Source organism: Streptomyces sp. f51 (assembly GCF_037940415.1).
Lineage (GTDB): Bacteria > Actinomycetota > Actinomycetes > Streptomycetales > Streptomycetaceae > Streptomyces.
Window position 1 is genome coordinate 1,538,764 of sequence record NZ_CP149798.1, and the last position, 20,559, is coordinate 1,559,322.

At 71.5% G+C, this 20,559-nt stretch carries 17 protein-coding genes; 10 read left to right on the forward strand and 7 right to left on the reverse strand.

Annotated elements, in window-relative coordinates:
• Positions 1-257: 257 nt before the first annotated feature.
• The 7 genes from WJM95_RS06905 (at position 258) to WJM95_RS06935 (ending at position 7,675) form a co-directional block, all read left to right on the forward strand.
• Positions 258-1,067 carry an NAD(P)-dependent oxidoreductase gene (locus WJM95_RS06905; protein ID WP_339128620.1) on the forward strand — a complete coding sequence of 270 codons (810 nt, stop codon included), beginning with the start codon at positions 258-260 and terminating at the stop codon, positions 1,065-1,067.
• Between the two features lie 260 nt (positions 1,068-1,327).
• On the forward strand, positions 1,328-2,098 hold the full coding sequence (locus tag WJM95_RS06910) for a DeoR/GlpR family DNA-binding transcription regulator (RefSeq protein ID WP_339128621.1): 771 nt from the start codon (positions 1,328-1,330) through the stop codon (positions 2,096-2,098).
• Between the two features lie 124 nt (positions 2,099-2,222).
• Positions 2,223-3,593, forward strand: coding sequence for a sugar ABC transporter substrate-binding protein (locus WJM95_RS06915; RefSeq protein ID WP_339128622.1), 1,371 nt, complete (start codon positions 2,223-2,225; stop codon positions 3,591-3,593).
• Positions 3,590-4,528 (forward strand): sugar ABC transporter permease, encoded by a 939-nt coding sequence (locus tag WJM95_RS06920; protein ID WP_339128623.1) that lies wholly within the window; start codon positions 3,590-3,592, stop codon positions 4,526-4,528. Before WJM95_RS06915 ends, WJM95_RS06920 begins: the two co-directional genes overlap by 4 nt.
• Positions 4,525-5,376 carry a carbohydrate ABC transporter permease gene (locus WJM95_RS06925; protein WP_339128624.1) on the forward strand — a complete coding sequence of 284 codons (852 nt, stop codon included), beginning with the start codon at positions 4,525-4,527 and terminating at the stop codon, positions 5,374-5,376. Before WJM95_RS06920 ends, WJM95_RS06925 begins: the two co-directional genes overlap by 4 nt.
• The gene (locus WJM95_RS06930) at positions 5,373-6,362 is read left to right on the forward strand and encodes a zinc-dependent alcohol dehydrogenase family protein (protein WP_339128625.1); all 990 of its coding nucleotides are present in this window, start codon (positions 5,373-5,375) and stop codon (positions 6,360-6,362) included. Before WJM95_RS06925 ends, WJM95_RS06930 begins: the two co-directional genes overlap by 4 nt.
• A gap of 125 nt (positions 6,363-6,487) precedes the next feature.
• Positions 6,488-7,675, forward strand: coding sequence for a TerD family protein (locus WJM95_RS06935; protein ID WP_339135398.1), 1,188 nt, complete (start codon positions 6,488-6,490; stop codon positions 7,673-7,675).
• A 379-nt stretch (positions 7,676-8,054) separates the two neighbouring features.
• Here the strand turns inward: WJM95_RS06935 and WJM95_RS06940 are convergent, their stop codons facing one another.
• The 3 genes from WJM95_RS06940 to WJM95_RS06950 all read right to left on the reverse strand — a co-directional run bounded on the left by WJM95_RS06940 (position 8,055) and on the right by WJM95_RS06950 (position 13,258).
• The gene (locus WJM95_RS06940; RefSeq protein WP_339128626.1) at positions 8,055-9,647 is read right to left on the reverse strand and encodes a TROVE domain-containing protein; all 1,593 of its coding nucleotides are present in this window, start codon (positions 9,645-9,647) and stop codon (positions 8,055-8,057) included.
• Positions 9,648-10,163: 516 nt separating this feature from the next.
• Entirely contained in the window at positions 10,164-11,621 is a 1,458-nt protein-coding gene (locus tag WJM95_RS06945) for an alkaline phosphatase PhoX (protein WP_339128627.1), read from the reverse strand.
• A gap of 212 nt (positions 11,622-11,833) precedes the next feature.
• The gene (locus tag WJM95_RS06950) at positions 11,834-13,258 is read right to left on the reverse strand and encodes a hypothetical protein (protein WP_339128628.1); all 1,425 of its coding nucleotides are present in this window, start codon (positions 13,256-13,258) and stop codon (positions 11,834-11,836) included.
• 365 nt (positions 13,259-13,623) lie between these two features.
• On the opposite strand from WJM95_RS06950, the gene WJM95_RS06955 reads away from it, so the two are divergent.
• The gene (locus WJM95_RS06955; protein WP_339128630.1) at positions 13,624-15,450 is read left to right on the forward strand and encodes an endonuclease/exonuclease/phosphatase family protein; all 1,827 of its coding nucleotides are present in this window, start codon (positions 13,624-13,626) and stop codon (positions 15,448-15,450) included.
• 61 nt (positions 15,451-15,511) lie between these two features.
• On the opposite strand, the gene WJM95_RS06960 is transcribed toward WJM95_RS06955, so the two are convergent.
• Together WJM95_RS06960 and WJM95_RS06965 are read right to left on the reverse strand one after the other, a co-directional pair.
• The gene (locus WJM95_RS06960) at positions 15,512-16,243 is read right to left on the reverse strand and encodes an SRPBCC domain-containing protein (protein ID WP_339128631.1); all 732 of its coding nucleotides are present in this window, start codon (positions 16,241-16,243) and stop codon (positions 15,512-15,514) included.
• A 19-nt stretch (positions 16,244-16,262) separates the two neighbouring features.
• Entirely contained in the window at positions 16,263-17,060 is a 798-nt protein-coding gene (locus tag WJM95_RS06965; protein ID WP_339128632.1) for a winged helix-turn-helix domain-containing protein, read from the reverse strand.
• A gap of 181 nt (positions 17,061-17,241) precedes the next feature.
• Between WJM95_RS06965 and WJM95_RS06970 the strand changes: the two genes are divergently transcribed.
• Positions 17,242-18,384 (forward strand): YihY/virulence factor BrkB family protein, encoded by a 1,143-nt coding sequence (locus WJM95_RS06970; protein ID WP_339128634.1) that lies wholly within the window; start codon positions 17,242-17,244, stop codon positions 18,382-18,384.
• A gap of 192 nt (positions 18,385-18,576) precedes the next feature.
• On the opposite strand, the gene WJM95_RS06975 is transcribed toward WJM95_RS06970, so the two are convergent.
• Entirely contained in the window at positions 18,577-19,239 is a 663-nt protein-coding gene (locus WJM95_RS06975) for a hypothetical protein (RefSeq protein WP_339128635.1), read from the reverse strand.
• Complete coding sequence (locus WJM95_RS06980) at positions 19,236-19,370, reverse strand: hypothetical protein (RefSeq protein WP_339128636.1); 135 nt, start codon at positions 19,368-19,370, stop codon at positions 19,236-19,238. Before WJM95_RS06980 ends, WJM95_RS06975 begins: the two co-directional genes overlap by 4 nt.
• Before the next feature lie 174 nt (positions 19,371-19,544).
• Between WJM95_RS06980 and dapA the strand changes: the two genes are divergently transcribed.
• Positions 19,545-20,519 (forward strand): 4-hydroxy-tetrahydrodipicolinate synthase, encoded by a 975-nt coding sequence (dapA, locus tag WJM95_RS06985; protein WP_339128638.1) that lies wholly within the window; start codon positions 19,545-19,547, stop codon positions 20,517-20,519.
• Positions 20,520-20,559 lie beyond the last annotated feature (40 nt).

The following is a 20,559-nucleotide window of genomic DNA, read 5'->3' on the forward strand; positions in this document are numbered from 1 at the left end:
AAGATGCCCACCGAGTGCATGTTTCTGATCCATGTCCATATTCATGAACCCGCTCACGCTAAGCCGCGCCCTCGGGGCCGGTCAAGCACACGGACCTGCAACACGAAGGTCGATCACCCCTCCGCGCGCCACTTGACGCGGCACGTCGAGGATCCTTAGCTTGTCCATGGATGTGAATGTGGTACACGCATACGACTGTCCGGCCCCGGCGCACCGGGTTCGGCCCCGGCGCACCGGCCCGCACGGAGGAGACCCCCATGCCCGCTCCCCGCACCGTCCTGCTCACCGGCGCCGCCGGCGGACTCGGCACCCTGATGCGCGGGCTGCTGCCGGCGTACGGGTACGAACTGCGCCTGCTCGACATGCTCCCGGTCGAGGGCGAACCGGAGGCGATCACCGCGGACCTCGCCGACCGGGCGGCCCTGCGCCGGGCGGTACGGGGCGTCGACGCGGTCCTCCACCTCGCGGGCATCTCCCTCGAAGCCTCCTTCGACAAGATCCTCAAGGCGAACATCGAGGGCACGTACAACCTGTACGAGGCGGCACGCGAGGAGGGCGTAGGCCGGATCGTCCTCGCCTCCTCCAACCACGCGGTGGGCTTCACCCCGCGCCCCCAGGGGGACGATCCCCTGATCCCCGTCGACACCCCGCGCCGCCCCGACACCTTCTACGGCCTGTCGAAATCGTTCGGCGAGGACCTGGCACAGCTCTACTGGGACAAGCACGGCCTGGAGACCGTCTCGGTGCGCATCGGGTCCTGCTTCGCCGAGCCCACCAGCGTGCGCATGCTCTCGGTGTGGATGAGTCCCGAGGACGGCGCCCGCCTCTTCCACGCAGCCCTGACCGCCACGGACGTGGGGCACACCGTCGTCTACGGCTCGTCCGCCAACACCCGTCTGTGGTGGGACCTCTCGTCCGCGCGGTCCCTCGGCTACGAACCGCGCGACGACTCCGAGCCGTACGCCGCGAAGCTGATCGCCGAACAGGGCGAGCTCGACCCCGGCAACCCCGAACACGCCTGCCTGGGCGGTCACTTCACGACCCGCCCGCCCATCTGGCCCCACTGACGAGGCGATCGGGGGCCGACGGGCGGACGGGCGCCGAACGGGCCCGCCGGCCCCCGTGTTCGGGCACGCCCCCTGCCCGATTCCGCCGCTTCCCCCGCTCCGCCCCAGGTCCGCCGCGGGCGCGGACGGCACCGAACGGGCACAGCCGGGCAGCATCGGGCCCGCAACAGGCCTGGTCGGTGACGGACACCCGCTGTAGAACTTCCCTCAAGGGCCCGCCGGGTCCGAACGGGCAGTGCGCGAGGGAGCGGGTGACGGCGATGACGGGCAGGACCGCGGAGGAACGGCAGCGCGAGATCGTCCGGGCCGCGCGCCGCACCGGCTCGGTCGACGTCACCGAACTCGCCGTCGAACTGGGCGTCGCCAAGGAGACCGTGCGGCGCGATCTGCGCACCCTGGAGAACCACGGCCTGGTGCGCCGCACCCACGGCGGCGCCTATCCCGTGGAGAGCGCCGGCTTCGAGACCACGCTCGCCTTCCGGACCACGAGCCATGTGCCCGAGAAGCGCCGGATCGCCGCCGCGGCGGCCGAGTTGGCCCGCGACGCGGAGACCGTCTTCGTCGACGAGGGGTTCACCCCGCAGCTCATCGCCGAAGCGCTGCCCAGGGACAGGCCGTTGACGGTGGTGACCGCCTCCCTCGCCACCGCCGGGGCGCTGGCCGGGGCCGACAACACCAGCGTCCTGCTGCTCGGCGGCCGGGTCCGCCCCGGCACGCTCGCCACCGTCGACCACTGGACGACGAAGATGCTCGCCGGCTTCGTCATCGACCTCGCGTTCATCGGCGCCAACGGCATCTCCCGCGAACACGGCCTCACCACCCCCGACCCGGCCGTCAGCGAGGTCAAGGCGCAGGCCATCAGGGCCTCCCGGCGCACGGTCTTCGCCGGGGTGCACACCAAGTTCGGCGCGGTCAGCTTCTGCCGGTTCGCCGGTGTCGGGGCCCTGGAGACGATCGTCACGAGCACCCTGCTCCCGGCCTCCGAGGCACACCGCTACTCACTCCTCGGCCCCCAGGTCATCCGCGTCTGACGGCCCCACCGACCCGGCGCCTCGCCGTCACCGAAGCCCCCTCCCGCCCCGCGCGGCGGCCGAGGCACACCCACACCCCACCCCTTATCTCCCCGTTTACCCCCCTTCTCTCCAGGAGTGATCCATGCGAACCCCGAGCCGACGGAGGCCGCGCGCGCTGCTCGTCGCGGCCGCCGCAGGGACGCTGCTCTCCCCGCTCCTCTCCGGCTGCTGGACCGGAGCGGGCGGGTCGGGCTCCGGCGGGAACTCCATCAACGTCCTGATGGTCAACAACCCGCAGATGGTCGAGCTCCAGAAGCTGACCAGGGCCCACTTCACCCGCGAGACCGGCATCAAGGTGAACTTCACCGTCCTGCCGGAGAACGACGTCCGCGACAAGATCAGCCAGGACTTCGCCAACCAGGCGGGCCAGTACGACGTCGCCACCCTCTCCAACTACGAGATACCGATCTACGCCCGCAACGGCTGGCTGCACGAGATGGACTCGTACGTGCGCCAGGACAGCGGCTACGACGAGCGGGACATCCTCAAGCCCATGCGGCAGTCGCTGACCGCCGCCGACGGGAAGCTCTACGGCCAGCCGTTCTACGGCGAGTCGTCGTTCCTGATGTACCGCAAGGACGTGTTCGCCGCGAAGGGCCTGACCATGCCCGCGCACCCCACCTGGCGGCAGGTCGCCGGCCTCGCGGCGAAGGCGGACGGCGCCGAGCCCGGCATGAAGGGCATCTGCCTGCGCGGCCTCCCCGGCTGGGGCGAACTGATGGCCCCCCTCACCACCGTGGTCAACACCTTCGGCGGAACCTGGTTCGACAAGGACTGGAAGGCACGCCTGAACGCACCGGAGTTCAAGGAGGCCACCCGCTTCTACGTGGACCTCGTACGCGAACACGGCGAGTCCGGCGCCGCCCAGTCGGGCTTCGCCGAGTGCCTCAACGACATGACCCAGGGCAAGACCGCCATGTGGTACGACGCCACCTCGGCCGCGGGCCTGCTGGAGGCCAAGGACTCCCCGGTCAGGGGAAAGCTCGGCTACGCCCCGGCCCCCGTCGAGAAGACCGCTTCCTCCGGCTGGCTCTACACCTGGGCCTGGGGACTCCAGAAGGCCTCGCACAACCCGGACAAGGCCTGGAAGTTCATCTCCTGGGCCTCCGGAAAGGGCTACGAACAACTGGTCGGCGACACCGCGGGATGGTCGGACGTACCGGCGGGCAAACGCGCCTCGACGTACACGAACGCCGCCTACGTCAAAGAGGCCGCGGCCTTCCAGGACATGACCCGCGCGGCCATCGAGGACGCCCGGCCGCGCGACCCCGGCGTCCAGCCGCGCCCCGCGCCCGGCATCCAGTTCGTCGGCATCCCCGAGTTCACGGACCTCGGCACCAAGGTCGCGCAGGAGATCAGCGCCGCCATCGCCGGACGCCAGTCCGTCGACACGGCCCTGAACAGATCCCAGAAGCTCGCCGAGAAGATCTCCAAGGAGTACGAGGGACGATGACCGCCACGACGACGGCCCGCGTGGCCGCTCCTCCCGTACGCACCCACGGACAGCCGTCGGCCCGGCTGCGCGCCTGGGCCCGGCGCGGCCCGCTGCTCCCGGCCCTGATCTTCATGATCGCGGTGACCCAACTGCCCTTCGTGGCCACGCTGGTGATCTCGTTCTTCGACTGGAACTCCCTCTACCCGAAGGCCCGCCGCTTCACCGGCCTCGGCAACTACACGGAGGTCCTCAGCGACGCCGGCCTGCGACACTCCGTCTGGACGACGATCCTACTGACCGCCACCGTCGTCATCGTCTCGCTGGTCCTCGGCCTGGCCCTGGCCCTGCTCCTGGACCGGAGGTTCCGGGGCCGCGGCATCGTCCGCACCCTGTTGATCGCGCCCTTCCTGGTGGTCCCGGTCGCCGCGGCCCTGCTGTGGAAGCACGTGCTCTACAACCCCGAATACGGCCTGCTGAACGGCCTGTTGCACGCCGGCGGCGGTCCTCAGCCCGACTGGATCTCGAACACCCCGCTGCTCGCGGTCGAGGCGTCCCTGGTCTGGCAGTGGACACCGTTCATGATGCTGATCCTGCTCGCGGGCCTCCAGAGCCGCGATCACCAGCAGATCGAGGCGGCCCGTGTGGACGGCGCAGGCGACTGGCAGATCTTCCGCCATCTCGCCCTCCCCCACCTGCGCCGCTATCTCGAACTGGGGGCCCTGCTCGGCTCGATCCACATCGTCCAGAACTTCGACGCGGTCTTCACGATCACCTCCGGCGGCCTGGGCACCGCCAACCTGCCCTACACCGTGTACCAGAGCTTCTACCAGGCCCACGAGAACGGCCTCGCCTCCGCCGCGGGCGTCCTGGTGGTCATCGGTTCCATCGTCATCGCGACCTTCGCCCTGCGCGTGGTGTCGTCCCTGTTCCGCGAGGAGGGGTCCCGTTCATGAGCACCACCGCGACACCCGTCCGCCCCCGCCGCGCGAAGGGCGCCGGTCTGGGCCTGGCCGCCTGGGCGCTCGGCATCGTGTTCTTCCTGCCCATCGCCTGGATGGCCCTGACCTCCTTCCACTCCGAACCGGACGCGGCGAAGAACCCGCCGGCCCTCGGCGCCGCCCTCACCCTCGACGGCTACCGTGACTTCTTCGGCACGGGCGGCGGCGCGAGCCCCTGGCCCGCGCTCGTCAACTCCACGGTCGCGTCGGTGACTTCCACTCTCCTCGTCCTGCTGCTGGCCCTCCCCGCGGCCTACGCGCTCTCCATCCGGCCGGTGCGCAAGTGGACGGACGTCCTGTTCTTCTTCCTGTCGACCAAGATGCTGCCCGTGGTGGCGGGCCTCCTGCCGGTCTACCTCTTCGCCAGGAACACCGGCATGCTCGACAACATCTGGCTGCTGGTCGTCCTCTACACCTCGATGAACCTGCCGATCGCGGTGTGGATGATGCAGTCCTTCCTCGCCGAGGTCCCCGTCGCGGTGATCGAGGCCGCGCGGATCGACGGCGCCCGGCTGCCCACCATCCTGGCCCGTGTCGTGGCGCCCATCGCCCTGCCCGGCATCGCGGCGACGGCACTGATCTGCTTCATCTTCAGCTGGAACGAGCTGCTCTTCGCCCGGGTCCTGACGGGAGTGGTCGCCCAGACCGCCCCCGTCTTCCTGACCGGGTTCATCACCAGCCAGGGCCTGTTCCTGGCGAAGGTGTGCGCCGCGTCGCTCGTCGTCTCCCTGCCGGTGCTCGCCGCGGGGTTCGCCGCCCAGGACAAGCTGGTCCAGGGCCTGTCGTTGGGAGCCGTGAAATGAAGGCCGCAGTCATCGAGTCCGTGGGCCGAGCCGTCGTGGCCGAGGTCCCCGACCCGGCGCCGGGCCCCCGCGAGGTCGTGGTCGAGGTGGCCGCCTGCGGCCTGTGCGGCACCGATCTGCACATCCTCCAGGGCGAGTTCGCGCCCACACTGCCGATCGTGCCGGGTCACGAGTTCGCCGGCGAGGTGGTCGGTGTGGGCACCCGGGTCACGGAGCTCGCGGTCGGCGACCGGGTGGCCGTCGACCCCTCCCTGTACTGCCACGAGTGCCGCTACTGCCGTACGGGCCACAACAACCTCTGCGAGCGGTGGGCCGCGATCGGCGTGACCACCGCGGGCGGCGCCGCCCAGTACGCGACCGCGCCCGTCGCCAACTGCGTGAAGCTCCCCGAACACATCGCCACCCAGGACGCGGCCCTGATCGAACCGCTCTCCTGCGCCGTACGCGGCTACGACGTCCTGCGCTCCCGGCTCGGCGCCCACGTCCTGGTCTACGGCTCGGGAACGATGGGCCTGATGATGCTGGAGCTCGCCAAACGCACCGGCGCGGCGAGCGTGGACGTCGTCGACGTGAACCCCGAACGGCTGGCCACCGCCCGGCTGCTGGGTGTCTCCGGGGCCGCGGCGAGCCCCGCCGAACTGGACCGCCCGCAGGGCTGGGACGTCGTCGTCGACGCGACGGGCAACGCGGCGGCGATCCAGGACGGCCTGGACCGGGTGGCGAAGGCGGGGACCTTCCTCCAGTTCGGCGTCGCCGACTACGCGACCCGGGTCACCGTCGACCCGTACCGCATCTACAACCAGGAAATCACCATCACCGGCTCGATGGCCGTCCTGCACAGCTTCGAACGCGCCGCGGAGCTCTTCGCCGCCGGTGTCCTGGACCCGTCCGTCTTCATCAGCGACCGCCTCCCCCTGGCGAGCTACCCGAAGGCACTGGACCAGTTCGCTTCGGGTGTGGGACGCAAGATCGTCGTGGTCCCCTGAGGACGGGCGCGCACCGGGCCCCGGTGCGCGCCCCCGCTCACCCACCCGGGGGCCAGGCCCGCATCCCTACCCTTGAGTAAGGGAACGGTAAAGCGCCCCCGCTCGTTACCCCAGTCATGACAGCTATGACGCCCGGCTCGAACATCCCTCTCCCCGTCTCCCGCGTGACGGTGGACGTCACCGCCCCGGTGCGGCTCGACGTGTCGAGCCTGCTGCTCACCGCCGACGGCAAGGTGCGCTCCGACGCCGACTTCATCTTCTACAACCAGCCCGCCGGCCCCGGCGTGACCTACCGCTCGGGCGGCGGCACCGGCCCCGACACGATCACGGTCGACACGGCAGCGGTCCCCCCGGGCATCGAGAAGATCGTCGTCACGGCGAGCCCCGACGCCGCGGGCCAGTCGTTCCAGGGCATCGAACCCACCGCGACGATCCGCAACGCGGACGACGGCACGGTCCTGGCCAGCTTCACCCCGCCCCGGCTGGGCACGGAGACGGCCCTGGTGATCGTCGAGGTCTACCTCCGCAACGGCGCCTGGAAGGCCCGCGCGGTCGGCCAGGGCTACGCGAACGGACTGGCCGGCATCGCCACCGACTTCGGCGTCAGCGTGGAGGAGCCCGCCCCGGCCGCCCAGCCCGCCCCCGTCGCCGCGCAGCCCCCGGCCGCTCCCGTCACGCAGCCCCCGGCCGCGCCCCCGGTCCCGGCCGCGCCCCCGGCGCCCCCCGCCGCCACGGGCAAGATCAACCTGGACAAGGGCAGGGTCAGCCTCCAGAAGAACCAGACGGTGTCCCTGGTCAAGGGCGGCGCCCCGCTCCTGTCCCGGGTCCAGATGGGCCTGGGCTGGGAGCCCGCGTTCCACGGCTCGGACATCGACCTGGACGCCTCGGTCATCGCGTACGGGCCGCAGCGCAACCACATCGACAGCTGCTACTTCGGCAAGCTCTCCATCGTGAACGGCGCGATCAAGCACTCCGGCGACAACCTCACGGGCGAGGGCGGCGGGGACGACGAGGTGATCACCGTCGACCTGGGCCGCCTCCCCCAGGAGGTCACCGGCCTCGTCTTCACGGTCAACTCGTTCTCCGGCCAGAAGTTCACCCAGGTGGCCAAGGCCTACTGCCGCCTGGTCGACGCGGCCAGCGGCGAGGAGCTCGTCCGCTTCGACCTCACCAACGCCGAGGCCCAGACGGGCGTCATGATGGCCAAGCTGATCAAGCAGTTCTCCGGCGAATGGGACATGACGGCCCTCGGCACCTTCGTCAAGTCCCGCACGGTCCGCGGCATGGTGAAGCCGGCGGCCGAGTCCCTCTGATCCAAGGCAGTCCCCTGCGGCCGGGGGCGAGCGGGTCCGGCATCGGCATGGGCACCGATGCCGCCACCACGTTCCTCGCCCCCTCCCGACCCGTACCCGGGGGCGCCGCCCCCGGACCCCGCTCCCCAAACGCCGGAGGGGCTGAACCCTTCCCCGGCCGGGGCTGAAATGTGATGGGCCGGGCTGAATCTTTCGCCGGCCGGAGCTGGAAATGTGGACGCACCCGCACCCGGAATCGGACGCGAGGGGCCGTGCCGGTACATCGATGCCCGTCGCCACCGACGCCCACCCCTCACCCAACGGCGACGGGCTGATGCACCGGCACGGCCCCGACCCACCCATCGGACCGGAGCCGGACCGGACCGGACCAAAGCCGACCTCAGCCCGCCTGCCCCCACGGCCAGTCCGCGTCCCGCGCCGACTCCAGCAGCGGCACCATCCGGAAGGCCGCGTCCGAAAGCCCGCCGAACGTATGGCGGTTGCCCTTCCCCGAGGGACCGTGGCCCGGGGCGTAGCCGGCGAGGTTCCACGTGTAGACCGGAACGTGCGCCGGCACCTGCTCGGTCGGGTCGCCGTAGTGGCTGTACATGGCCTGCTCGTCGGTGACGATCAGGACCCGGTCGTGCTTCTTGTAGTGCTCGCGCACCGCCTCGGTCGTGTTGGTGCCGCCGAGGTCACCGAACCGCCCGATGACCTTGAGCACCGACTCGCCCGCGCTGAACTCCACCCGCTTGCTGGTGGTGCCGAACTCGACGAGATCCGCGTCCGCCGCCCGCAGCGCGAGCGCCGTGCCGAAGATCGCCGCCGCGTCTGCCCGGTTGAGCTCGGAGCGCTCCGAGAGCCGCGAGTAGAACATCGAGCCCGAACGGTCCACGAGCACCAGGGTCCGGCCGGGCAGCGCGGGCACGTTGGCCAGCGAGTGGCCGAGCGCCTGCTCCAGCGGGTACGACCAGCGCAGCGACGGCGCGTGCTGGTAGGCCGCGAGGTAGCGGAACGGGAACTGCCGCGAGCGCGCGACCTCCGCCGGGTCGCTGATCTTCGCGGCGACCTGTGCCGCGACCTCGTCGCTGACACCGGCCTCGTCGAAGTTGCGCAGGTTGCGGACGAGCGCCATGGTGCCCATGGACGGGATGACGGCCTCCCAGGCCGCCTTGTCCATCGGCCCCTGGAGCCACCCGGCCAGCGCCTCCCACGTCATCCCGGCGTCCGCGAGGCGCCGGGCCCCCTGCGCGCCGGTGACGACCTTGCGCCGCTTGGCGGGCCGCAGGGCCATCAGGTCGCGGTGGGCGGCAAGCACGGGCAGCGACTTGGGCACGACGGCCGTGTCCGGGTTGTGGCGCCGGTCCAGCGCGTACTGGAACAGGTCGCCCTGCCAGGGCTTGTCCGGGTCCGGCGCCGCGTGCACCAGGTTGAGGATGTCGCCGAAGCGGTAGCCCTTGGACGCGGTGTCGTACTTCAGGAGCGACTTGCCGTTGTAGAGGCGTCGTACGGCGTCGGCGATGCCCCGCTTGACGGGCTTGGGCACGTTGCGGCCGTACCGGGAGGTCCAGTAGGCGAGCAGCTCGCCCGGCTCGTCGGGACGGCGCAGTACGGAGGCGACGACCTGCCGGTTGGACGGGCCGTCGGTGGCGCCCGCGTCGAGGCGTGCCTTCACGTACTCGGCGGCGCCCACGAGCGAGGCGGTACGGAGGTTTCCCTCACCGCGCAGCCAGGCCAGCAGGCCGGCGGTCCAGGACGGGTCGGCGACGGCGAGCTCACGCACGAGCGCGGCGAACCGGTCGTCGCGGGCGTCGCCGGTCTCGTAGAAGGTCTGCTGCGAGACGAAGTTGGCGATCGCCAGCAGAAAGAGCTCGGAGCGCGCGTCGCGCTCGCGGCCGAGGCCGCCCTGGTGCGTCCGCAGCACGCGGCCGGTGGACGTCACCCGGGAGACGGGCTGTGCCTTCGTCGTCTTGTTGTTGTTGAAGCGTGCCATGGTGAATTCCCCCGAATTCATGAGTGTTTCGGAGGGAGGCACAGCAAATGGAGGGTGCCCGAGATCAGGGACGGCGACGGTTGCTTATAAACTGGCGCGTCTTCCGTTTCCGCCACACCGACCCGAAGTCGATGACGGGATTTGAACCCGCACGAGACCGTGGCCCCACCAGTTCCCGAAGTATCCGCTGCCTGCGCACCGGGCACCCACCATGAGCTGCGCCTCCCGAGATCAAGTCGGCCGCGGCGTGGATTCTTTGAGAGAGAAGTAGCCGCGGCCCGCGCACCGGGAGGTGCATGAAGTTGTGGTGTCCAGAGATCGAGATCGGCGGAACCGACGTAGGTGCTCTAACCCCTGAGCTACATCGGCGCGTTGTGCCGACGGCGGGACTCGAACCCGCGACCGCCCCATTATCAGTGGAAGTAGGTCCTGCCTTCGCACCTGGACGTGCACCACTGTAGGAGGGCGGCCGCGAACCCGGCGAGCGAATTAATCCGCGGGGAATGCGGGGGGAGTTCAGCCGCGCTTCTGCCGCTTCCAGGGGCCGGTGATGGCGAGCATGATGCCCGGCTCCTGGATGTTGGCGAAGAGGGTGCGGCCGTCGGGCGAGAAGGTGACGCCGGTGAACTCGCTGTAGGCGGGTGCCTCGGCGGTGCCGATGTTGAGCTCGTTGCGAGCGATCGGGTACGTGCGGCCGCTCTCGGTGGCGCCGAAGAGGTGCTGGACGCCCTCGCCGTCCTCGGCGATGACGAGGCCGCCGTACGGGGAGACGGTGATGTTGTCCGGCCCGTCGAAGGCTCCGTCGACGGACGGGGCGGGGTTCACGCCGATGAGGACCTTCAGCGTCAGGGTGCGGCGCTTGGGGTCGTAGAACCAGACCGCTCCGTCGTGGGCCTGGCCGGGGCTCTCGGCGCGGGCGTACGAGGAGACGATGTAGACGCCGCCGTCGCCCCACCACATGCCTTCGAGCTTGCGGGCGCGGGTGACCTGGCCATCGGTGAACTGCTTGCGCACGGAGACGGTCCTGGCGTCGCGGTCGGGGACGTCGACCCAGTCCACGCCGTACACCGTGCCGATCCTGGTGGCGCGGGAGAGGTCGTCCACGAACTTGCCGCCTGAGTCGAAGCACTTGAAGGCCTGGAGCGCTCCGGCGTCGTCGGCCAGGGTGGCGAGCTGTCCGTGGCCGTGCTCGAAGCCCTGCGGGGGCGTCCAGCGGTACAGCAGGCCGTTGGGGCCGGAGGCGTCCTCGGTGAGGTAGAGCCGGCCGCGCCTGGGGTCGACGACGACGGCCTCGTGGGCGTAACGGCCCAGCGCCTTGAGGGGTTCGGGGTTCCGGTTGCGGCGGCGGTCCTGCGGGTCGACCTCGAAGACGTAGCCGTGGTCCTTGGTCATGCCGTTCTGGCCGGCCTTGTCCTCGGTCTCCTCGCAGGTGAGCCAGGTGCCCCAAGGGGTGTTGCCGCCCGCGCAGTTGGTGGAGGTGCCGGCGATGCCGACCCACTCGGCGACCTTGTCGTGGCGCACCTCCACGACGGTGCAGCCGCCGGACGCGGCGGGGTCGTAGACGAGTCCCTCGGTGAGCGGCACGGGATACGTCCAGCCGGAGCGGGGGCCCTTGAGCTCGTGGTTGTTGACGAGGAGGGTGGCGCCGCGCGGGCCGGGGAAGGTGGAGGTGCCGTCGTGGTTGGACGGCGTGAACTCGCCCGAGTCCAGTTTCGTACGGCCGCTGTGGGTGATGACGCGGTAGGAGAACCCGGCGGGCAGCGAGAGGAGGCCCTTCGGGTCGGTGACGAGGGGGCCGTAGCCGACGCCGCCGTGGCGGGCCTCCGCCGAGTCCTCGCCCACGCCCTCGGTCTCCGTCTCGGCGGCGGCGAGCGCGTTCGGGGCGGTGGCGAGCGCGCCCACGCTGCCGATCAGGACGACGCCTGCACCGGTGATCGCGGACTGCCTGGCGAAGTCCCTGCGAGAGAGCGACATGTGATGTCTCCTGTGACGGTGGACTCGGACTGTCGTGGGGGGGCGGCCGGCAATCTCGGTTCGCGGCCACACCGTGCCGCCCCCGCCTGAACACAAGTTGAACGCGCGCCGACTTCCGGGGCCCCGCTTGCGTGAATCCACTCGACCGGCGCAGAGGAACGGGGCGCTCCGCGCCCCGCCCCGCCCCGCGTCCGGGTCACCTCACCGGCGTCTCACACTCCCTGCTGCGACCGGGCCTTGAACGCCGCCTTGCGGGCCTCCTTGGCGATCCGCTTGTCGGGGTGCAGCCGGCCCATGGCCTCCAGGACGTCCGGGGCGGCGGGGTGCTCGACCCTCCAGGCCGTGTCGAAGAAGCCGCTGTGCTGCTGGGCCAGCCCCTCCACCAGGGCCTGGAGCTCGGCGGAGTTCCCCTCGGCGGCGAGCTGGGCGGCGACCGTGTCGATGGTCAGCCAGAAGACCATCGCCTCGGACGGCGGAGGCACGTCGGACGCGCCGCGTTCGGAGAGCCAGACCCGGGCGAGACCGCCCAGTTCGGCGTCGCCCAGCACCTCGCGCAGCGCGGGTTCGGCCTGCGCGCCGACGAGCGCGAGGGCCTGCTGGCAGTGCAGGCGGCGCAGCGGGGCGCCCTGGTCGGCGCCGCGCGCCGCGGAGAGCAACTCCTGTGCGGCGGAAAGCGGTTCGCGTCGGGCGAGCCACTGCTCGATCTCCGCCTGGGCGGCGGTCGGGGGGAATCCCGCCGTGCCGTCCAGCAGCGTGTCGGCGCCCTTGTCGGCCAGCTCGCCCACCGCGGGGACGGAGAACCCGGCCTCGATCAGCCGGGCGCGCAGTCCGTAGAGCCCGAGCGGTGTCAGGCGCACCACCCCGTACCGCGACACGTCCATGTCGTCGACGGAGGCCGGCTCCTCGGCGGTGTCCGCCATCAGGGCCTCGTCGACCGGCTGGAAGGCGACGAGCCCGATGGGCTCGAGGAGCCGGAACTGGTCGTCGAGCCGCATCATGGCGTCCGAGACCTGCTCCAGGACGTCGTTGGTGGGCTCTCCCATGTCGTCGGGAAGGATCATCGAGGCGGCGAGCGCGGGCAGCGGCACCGACACCTCTCCGAGCGCGTCCTCGCCGACGGTCAGCAGATACAGGTTGCCGAGCACCCCGTCGAGGAACTCGGACTCCGCCTCGGGGTCCCAGTCCAGCGAGGACAGGTCGATCTCGCCCTCCTCGTCCATGGCGTCGACGAGTTCGCCGAGGTCGGGCACGCTCGCGTCGGCCAGGACCACGTCGAGCGCGACGAGCCAGACGCCGAGGACGTCCTGGGGGGCGCCGGAGGTGAGCAGGGCGAGGTCCTCGCCCGCGGTGACGGTGCCCTCCTCCTCGTCCACGATGTCGACGAGCCCGGTGTCGACGGCCACCCGCCACGCCTCGGAGGCGAGGGCGGCCGCGTCGTCGCCGGACAGTCCGAGGACGCCGGCCGCCTCGGGGAGCTGTTCCTCGTCGAGTTCGCCGCCGGCGCCGACCCGGGTGGCGGGGCCTGCCCAGCGGGCCAGTCGCGCGGCGCGGGAGAGCAGCGGCGCGGCGAGTGCGTCCCGCGCCAGCCGGGCCTCGGAGTGCAGCCGCACGGGCGGCAGGGAAGAGCTGTCTGACATCGGCTGGGTTCTCCTCCGGGACAACCACGACGGGCAGGGCGGGCGGGGCGGGCAGGGCACGCGGCGGACCCCGACGAGGCGCCGAGGGGCCCGAGGGCCCGGAGGCGGACCGGGAGATCCGTGCCAACTGCTCAGCCTAGACGGATTTCCACCCATGCCACCCGGTTCATGTGTCCGACAGGTCTCGTACACCACCGAAACCTTGACAACTCCCCTCGCCACACACGAGATTGACGCGCGTAGAAGTTCAACGGCCGTGCGGTCGAACCGCTTCTACGCGCGTCACTGGCCCGCAAGCAGGTCGCGCTCCCCCCCACCAGTCCACCCTCGTCCCGGCGCTCACGAACGTCCCCGGAGGGATTCCCTTGCCGAGCAAGAGAACCGCGCGCATCGGCGCGCTGACCGTCGCCGCGGTCTGTTCCACCGTCTCCGCCGTAGTGCTCACCGCACCGGCCCAGGCGGACACCGTCCACATCCACGACATCCAGGGCACCACCCGGACCTCCCCCCTCGCGGGCACGAAGGTCACCGACGTGCCCGGCATCGTCACCGGCGTGCGGACGTACGGTTCGTCCAAGGGTTTCTGGTACCAGGACCCCACCCCGGACGCCGACCCCGCCACCAGTGAGGGCGTCTTCGTCTTCACCAGCTCCGCCCCCAAGGTCGCCGTCGGCGACTCGGTCACGGTGACGGGCACGGTCTCGGAGTACGTCCCGGGCGGCGTCTCCACCGGCAACCAGTCGGTCACCGAGGTCACCAAGCCGACGGTCACCGTCGTCTCCAGCGGCAACCCCGTCCCGGCCGCCACGGTCGTCGACGCCCGGTCGGTGCCGGACGACTACGCCCCGGCAGGCGACACCGCCGCGGCCGGTTCGGTCAACGCCCTCCCGCTGGAGCCTGCGCAGTACGCCCTGGACTACTACGAGTCCCTTGAGGGCATGAACGTCCAGGTCGCGGACACCCGCGTGGTCACCGCCACCGACAAGTACAGCGAGCTGTGGGTCACGGTGAAGCCGCACGAGCACGCCACGCGTCGCGGCGGCACCGTGTACGGCTCGTACACCTCGCAGAACACCGGACGCATACAGATCCAGTCGCTCGGTGCGACCGCCGACTTCCCGACCGCGAACGTCGGTGACAAGCTCACCGGTGTCACGGCGGGCCCGCTCGACTACAACCAGTTCGGCGGCTACACCCTGGTCGCCAACCAGCTGGGCACCCTTCAGAAGGGCGGCCTGGAACGGGAGACGACGCGCAAGCAGGCGCGCGGCGAGCTGGCGGTGGCGACGTACAACGTCGAGAACCTGGACCCGGGCGACGGCACGTTCGCCGCGCACGCGTCCGCGATCGTGAACAACCTGAACTCGCCCGACATCGTGTCCCTGGAGGAGATCCAGGACAACAACGGCGCGACGGACGACGGCACGGTCGCCGCCGACCAGACGGTGAACAAGCTGATCGACGCGATCGTCGCGGCGGGCGGCCCGCAGTACCAGTGGCGCTCCATCGACCCGGTCAACGACCAGGACGGCGGCGAGCCCGGCGGCAACATCCGCCAGGTCTTCCTCTTCAACCCCGAGCGGGTCTCCTTCACCGACCGCGCGGGCGGCGACTCGACGACCGCCGTCGGTGTCACGAAGGTGCACGGCAAGGCGCAGCTCACCGCGTCCCCCGGCCGTATCGACCCGGCGAACGACGCCTGGAAGAGCAGCCGCAAGCCCCTCGCGGGCGAGTTCGTCTTCCGCGGTCAGACGGTCTTCGTGATCGCCAACCACCTCAACTCCAAGGGCGGTGACCAGGGGCTGACCGCGCAGTACCAGCCCCCGGCCCGCAGCTCCGAGGTTCAGCGGCACGCCCAGGCGACCCTGGTGAACGCGTTCGTCGACGAGATCCTGAAGACGCAGAAGAACGCCGACGTCATCGCGCTCGGCGACATGAACGACTTCGAGTTCTCCGAGACCGCCAAGATCCTCGAGGGTCACGGCGAGCTCTGGTCGGCGATCAAGTCGCTGCCCAGGAGCCAGCGTTACACGTACGACTACCAGGGCAACGCCCAGGTGCTCGACCAGATCCTGGTCAGCCCCTCGATCCGCAAGGGCTGCGACCTGGACTACGACAGCGTGCACATCAATGCGGAGTTCTCCGACCAGATCAGCGACCACGACCCGCAGGTGCTGCGGTTCCGTCCGTAGTCCCCGCAGGTGAGGAGCCCGGCCCCTTCGTCCGGGGGGCCGGGCTCCTCGCACGCCCGGGTCAGCCCGGGAAGACCTGGTCGAGCCAGCCCTTCCAGGCGGTCTCGTTGCCCTTGGCGTCGGCGTCGGGCGCGAAGTCGTGGACGCTCATGCCGACCGGCGCGCCCCAGCGGCCGCGCCCGAAGAAGCGGATCAGCGCGCTGTCGGTACGCAGCCCGATGAAGTACGGGTCGCGGTAGTCGAGCACGGCATCGAATTCCTCGCCGCCGGGGCCCGTGGCCCGTACCCGTGCGCCCTTCGCGGTGTCGTCCGCGAGACCGAGGCCCCGTCCGACGGCCGCGAAGGCGTCGCCGCCCACGGAGGCGCCGGGCCCGTCGAAGGTCGCGAAGGCCACCGGGCGGCCCGCGAAGTGGGTCACGTACTCGCGCAGGGTGTGCAGATAGAAGTCCGTGTGCTTGTCCGCGCCGTCGTACTGGGTGTCCCAGTCGTCGGTGAAGATGCCGCTGTGCACGTAGCGGACCCAGGAGCTCCGGCCGTCGCCGCGGGCCTCGATGGTGTGGTCGATCTGGTTGAGGCTCTGCGTCGGGAACCCGACGTCCTCGGTGCGCACGGTCAGCCGGTGCGGCGGGTCCCAGGTGGTGATGACGCTGCCGAACGGGCCGGCCCCGCCCTCGCGCGCCTCGTACTCCATGGGCCACAGCCAGCCGCCGCTGCCGCTGGTGATCGCGTCCCAGACCGTCGCGGGCGGGACGTCGACCTCGTACTCGCGGGCGACCTCGAATTCCTTGGACATGATGACGACTCCTGGATGATCAGTAGGTGGACGGGGCGCCCGAGGGGGCTTCCCCGGCTTCGGGCCCGGTCTCGGGTCGGGCTTCGGGCCCGGTCTCGGGTCGGGCTTCGGGCCCGGTCTCGGGCCCGGTCTCGGGTCGGGCTGCGACTCCAGCCCCGATCTCGACCCCGGTCCGGGCATCGGGCCCGGCGTCGAGCCCGGCGTCGAGCCCGGCTCCGGCCCGGGTATCGGTCGCGGGCCTGAGCGTGGGATGGACGGCGACGACGATCCGATGCGGGCGCCCGGCCTCCGCGTCCCCGTCGTGGTACTTGCGGATGAGCGCGCTCACCCCGGCCGTGAGCTCCTCGATGAACGCGGCCCGGTCGGCCGCGGACGCGAAGGTCACCTCGCCGTCGAGCGCGTACGTCGCCAGCGGCTTGCGCGCCTTCGCGGCTCCGGTGAGCAGCGAGCCGACGTCCCGGACGAGCCGGGCGCCGAGCGCGAGGAGCCAGCGGGCGGACAGCTGGTCCCGGAAGCGGTCCGGATCGGGCTGCACCGCGGCCAGCGCCGCCGGCGAGATGACGTACGACGCAGCGGTCGCGCGCATCATCCGCTCGGTGACGTTCCCCTTGCGGCGTTCCCCCGCCAGCTCGACCAACCCGTGCCGCTCCAGTGTCTTGAGGTGGTAGTTCACCTTCTGCCGGGGCAGGCCGACCCTTCCGGCCAGCATGGCGGCCGACGCGGGTCCTGCGGCCAGTTCGGCGAGCAGCCGGGCCCGTATGGGGTCCAGCGACACGGCGGCGGCCTCGGCGTCCTCGATCACGGTCACGTCCAACATGACTCCAGAGTCGCACCGAAAACTTTTCTTGTCCAGACGGTTCGAATCGTCGGTGCGTCGCGGGACGGGGCGTCGCGAGAGGGTCATCGCGAGGCGGGTCGTCGCGAGACGGGTCGTCGGCGCGGAAACCCCAGGACGCCGCGGCGGGCTTCAGGAGCGGGATCCGGGCAACACGGCCGTCATGGACGAGAAGCGACCGGAATCGAAGCAGAGGGCTCTTCCGGACACGGGCGGGGACACGGGCGCCGACCGGGGCGCGGACGCCGGCACCAAGGCGGGAAGGGGCGCGGGCGCGGCGGGGTCCACGGAGAAGGACGCCCCCGCCAGAGTCCCCGCCCGGGCGTGGTGGCCCGTGGCCTGGCGCACGGTCAAGGAGTTCCGCGACGACGAACTCGCCGACCGCGCCGCCGCGTTGACCTACTACGGCGTGATGTCTCTGTTCCCCGCGCTGCTGGTGGTGGTCTCCGTGCTGGGGGTCATGGGCGAGCGCGTGACGGACCGGCTCCTGAAGAGCGTCGGGGACCTCGCGCCGGGACCGGCCCGCGACATCCTGCGCGACGCGGTCTCCCAGCTGGGGCACAGCGGCGGTACGGGCGGGGTGCTGGCGATCGTGGGACTGCTCGCGGCGCTCTGGTCCGCGTCGGGGTACGTCGGCGCGTTCATCCGCGCGTCCAACGCCGTGTACGACCTGCCCGAGGGCCGTCCCGTCTGGAAAATCACGCCGCTGAGGCTCGGGCTCACCGTCACGTTGATGCTGCTCCTCACCGGCAGCGCGGTCATCGTGGTGTTCACCGGGCCACTCGCCGAGCGCGCCGGTGCCGCGGTCGGACTGGGCAAGGCGATGATCACGGCGTGGTCGATCGTCAAGTGGCCCGTCCTGCTGGTGTTCGTCGAGCTGATGATCGCCCTGCTGTACTGGGCGGCCCCCAACGTCTCCGGCCGGGGCTTCCGTTGGTCGAGCCCGGGCAGCGTCGTCGCCACGCTGATCTGGCTGACCGCGTCCGCGGGATTCGCCGTCTACGCGGCCGGCTTCGGCTCGTACAACAAGACGTACGGCACGCTCGCGGGCGCCATCGTGTTCCTCGTGTGGCTCTGGCTCACCAACCTGGCCATCCTCCTGGGCCTGGAGTTCGACGCGGAGCTGGCCAGGCAGCGCGCCATCACCCATGGCCGGCCCCCGACCGAGGAGCCGTACGTCGAACCCCGCGACACCCGTACGTGGCCTCCTCGGCTGCGGGCGCTGCGCGCGGCCCGGAAGAAGGTGGAGACGGGGATCGCGCCGCTGCGGGCGAAGAGCGGCGGGGACGGCGCCGGGAGGGTGTGACGCCCGGGCGGGTGTGACCCGGGCGAGGTGTCCACGATGCGGCGTCCACGATGCGGCGGCGGACCGGTGTCCGGTCCGCCGCCGCATCATTCCCCTCCGACTCCCACGACGGGCCCCGGCCGTGCCGTCGACGACCACGGGACCATCACGGGAGCAGGCCGGCGGTGGCCCGTGTACCCGGGCCGGCGCCGGCTACCCCTGCGGGTCCCGGTCGTGCAGTCTGGCCAACTGTCCCTGGAACCAGTCGAGTCGGGCCTGGAGCAGGGCGGCCTCGGCGGCCAGCTCCGAGACTCCGAGGCCGGTCGCGGCGACGACGGGACCGCCGGTGGCCCTGACCCGCAGCCCCTCGCCGGCCAGCCGCGCGAAGGAGGCGAGCGAGAGCGACGTACGGCCGCGTACGCATCCCGCGCACGCGGCCGACAGGGCGCGCCAGCCCGGACGCCCCCAGCCGGCGTCGGCCAGGGCCGCGGCGACGGCACCGCAGCCGCACGGGCCGACGGTGGCGCTCCGCACCCGCTGACGGGCGTAGCGGAACCCGCGCTCGAAGCGGATGTAGGCACCGAGGACGGAGACTTCGAGCAGTACGGCGGCCCGGTGCTCGGCGGTGCACAGCATCGCCTCGGCGACGGCCGACTCGTGCACGCAGTGGAAGCCGCAGTCGCAGCGGCGGTGCGGGGCGCGGTGCCGCCGTCCGTAGACGCAGCGCGCCTCGTCCAGCACTCCGTACGGCAGCGCGCCGCCCAGGGACACGCCGGTGAACCCGGCCCGGGCGCCGTCCTGGGACAGCACCGGGTGGGCGATCTTGTATCCGGCCGGCGGCTCCGTCGGGCGTTCCTCGGGGAGCCGCGGCCTCATCGCCCGGCCGGGACCTCTTCGGGCACGGACACCTCGGACTCCTCGACGACGTGCGGGAGTTCGGGCACTTCCTCGTGTACGTGAGCCTGTTCCTCCGCCACTCCGGTGGCGAGTGCCTTGCCGAGCCTCATGACGCCTCCCGCTGTACCGACGAGACTGCCGTTCAGGCCATGGTGACCCATGACGCCCCGGTTTGGCACCAGTGCCTCCCTCGTCGTCACACCCAGAACCGCGTAGCATTCGTGGACGATATCTCGTAGAAGATTTAAGTGGAGCTTCACAGTGGGGTGGCCGACACTACGGACATGACCGTTCCGAGGAGCACTCCCGCAACCGCCGTCCCGCCCGCCCCGAGCACCGCGGCCGGGGCCCCGCCGACGCGAGCGCGAGCGCCCTTCGGTCGCGCCCTGTGCGCCATGGTCACGCCGTTCACGGAATCGGGCACGCTGGACACCGAGGGCGCGCAGCGGCTTGCCGTCCTGCTGGCGGCCGAGGGGTGCGACGGCCTTGTGCTCTCCGGGACGACAGGCGAGTCGCCGACCACGACGGACGCGGAGAAGGCCACGCTGGTGCGGGCGGTGCGGGAGGCCGTGGGCGACGGGGTCGCGATCGTGGCGGGGGTGGGGACGGCCGACACCCGGCACACGGTGGAGCTGGCCGGCGCGGCCGAGAAGGCGGGCGCGGACGGGCTGCTGGTGGTCGCGCCGTACTACAGCAGGCCTCCGCAGGACGCGGTCGAGGCGCACTTCCGGGAGATCGCGGACGCCTCGGGGCTGCCTCTGATGCTGTACGACATCCCGGGGCGCACCGGGACACGGATCGAACCGGAGACGATGATCCGGCTCGCGGAGCATCCGAGGATCGCGGCCGTGAAGGACTGCGCGTACGACCTCCTCGGTACGCAACGGGTCCTGTCCCGGACCGAGTTGGCGTACTACGCGGGCTGCGACGAGTACGTCCTCGCGCTGTACGCGATCGGGGCGGCCGGGTATGTGAGCACGGTGGCGAACGTCGTCCCGGGCCAGATGCGGGCCGTGCTCGACGCGTTCGACGGCGGCGACACGGCGGGGGCGGCCGGGCTGATGCTGCGGGCCATGCCGCTGATCGAGGCGATGATGGCGGCGGGGCTGCCCGGCACCGTCACCGCGAAGGCACTGCTGGCCGCGCTCGGGCTGCCGGCGGGCCCGGTCCGCGCACCGCTGCGACCCGCCGGCCGGGAGACGGCCGACGGGCTGCTGGCAGTACTCGCCCGGGTCACGGACGCTGCCGCCGCGGCCTAGGGCCGGTCGGACGGGGATCTCGGGCAGGCCCCGGCGGAGC

Bases quoted from the DNA above. Each gene is read 5' to 3' on its own strand.
- WJM95_RS06905 (WP_339128620.1), top strand. From the start codon at position 258: ATGCCCGCTCCCCGCACCGTCCTGCTCACCGGCGCCGCCGGCGGACTC.
- WJM95_RS06910 (WP_339128621.1), top strand. From the start codon at position 1,328: ATGACGGGCAGGACCGCGGAGGAACGGCAGCGCGAGATCGTCCGGGCC.
- WJM95_RS06915 (WP_339128622.1), top strand. From the start codon at position 2,223: ATGCGAACCCCGAGCCGACGGAGGCCGCGCGCGCTGCTCGTCGCGGCC.
- WJM95_RS06920 (WP_339128623.1), top strand. From the start codon at position 3,590: ATGACCGCCACGACGACGGCCCGCGTGGCCGCTCCTCCCGTACGCACC.
- WJM95_RS06925 (WP_339128624.1), top strand. From the start codon at position 4,525: ATGAGCACCACCGCGACACCCGTCCGCCCCCGCCGCGCGAAGGGCGCC.
- WJM95_RS06930 (WP_339128625.1), top strand. From the start codon at position 5,373: ATGAAGGCCGCAGTCATCGAGTCCGTGGGCCGAGCCGTCGTGGCCGAG.
- WJM95_RS06935 (WP_339135398.1), top strand. From the start codon at position 6,488: ATGACGCCCGGCTCGAACATCCCTCTCCCCGTCTCCCGCGTGACGGTG.
- WJM95_RS06940 (WP_339128626.1), bottom strand. From the start codon at position 9,647: ATGGCACGCTTCAACAACAACAAGACGACGAAGGCACAGCCCGTCTCC.
- WJM95_RS06945 (WP_339128627.1), bottom strand. From the start codon at position 11,621: ATGTCGCTCTCTCGCAGGGACTTCGCCAGGCAGTCCGCGATCACCGGT.
- WJM95_RS06950 (WP_339128628.1), bottom strand. From the start codon at position 13,258: ATGTCAGACAGCTCTTCCCTGCCGCCCGTGCGGCTGCACTCCGAGGCC.
- WJM95_RS06960 (WP_339128631.1), bottom strand. From the start codon at position 16,243: ATGTCCAAGGAATTCGAGGTCGCCCGCGAGTACGAGGTCGACGTCCCG.
- WJM95_RS06965 (WP_339128632.1), bottom strand. From the start codon at position 17,060: ATGTTGGACGTGACCGTGATCGAGGACGCCGAGGCCGCCGCCGTGTCG.
- WJM95_RS06970 (WP_339128634.1), top strand. From the start codon at position 17,242: ATGGACGAGAAGCGACCGGAATCGAAGCAGAGGGCTCTTCCGGACACG.
- WJM95_RS06975 (WP_339128635.1), bottom strand. From the start codon at position 19,239: ATGAGGCCGCGGCTCCCCGAGGAACGCCCGACGGAGCCGCCGGCCGGA.
- WJM95_RS06980 (WP_339128636.1), bottom strand. From the start codon at position 19,370: ATGAGGCTCGGCAAGGCACTCGCCACCGGAGTGGCGGAGGAACAGGCT.
- dapA (WP_339128638.1), top strand. From the start codon at position 19,545: ATGACCGTTCCGAGGAGCACTCCCGCAACCGCCGTCCCGCCCGCCCCG.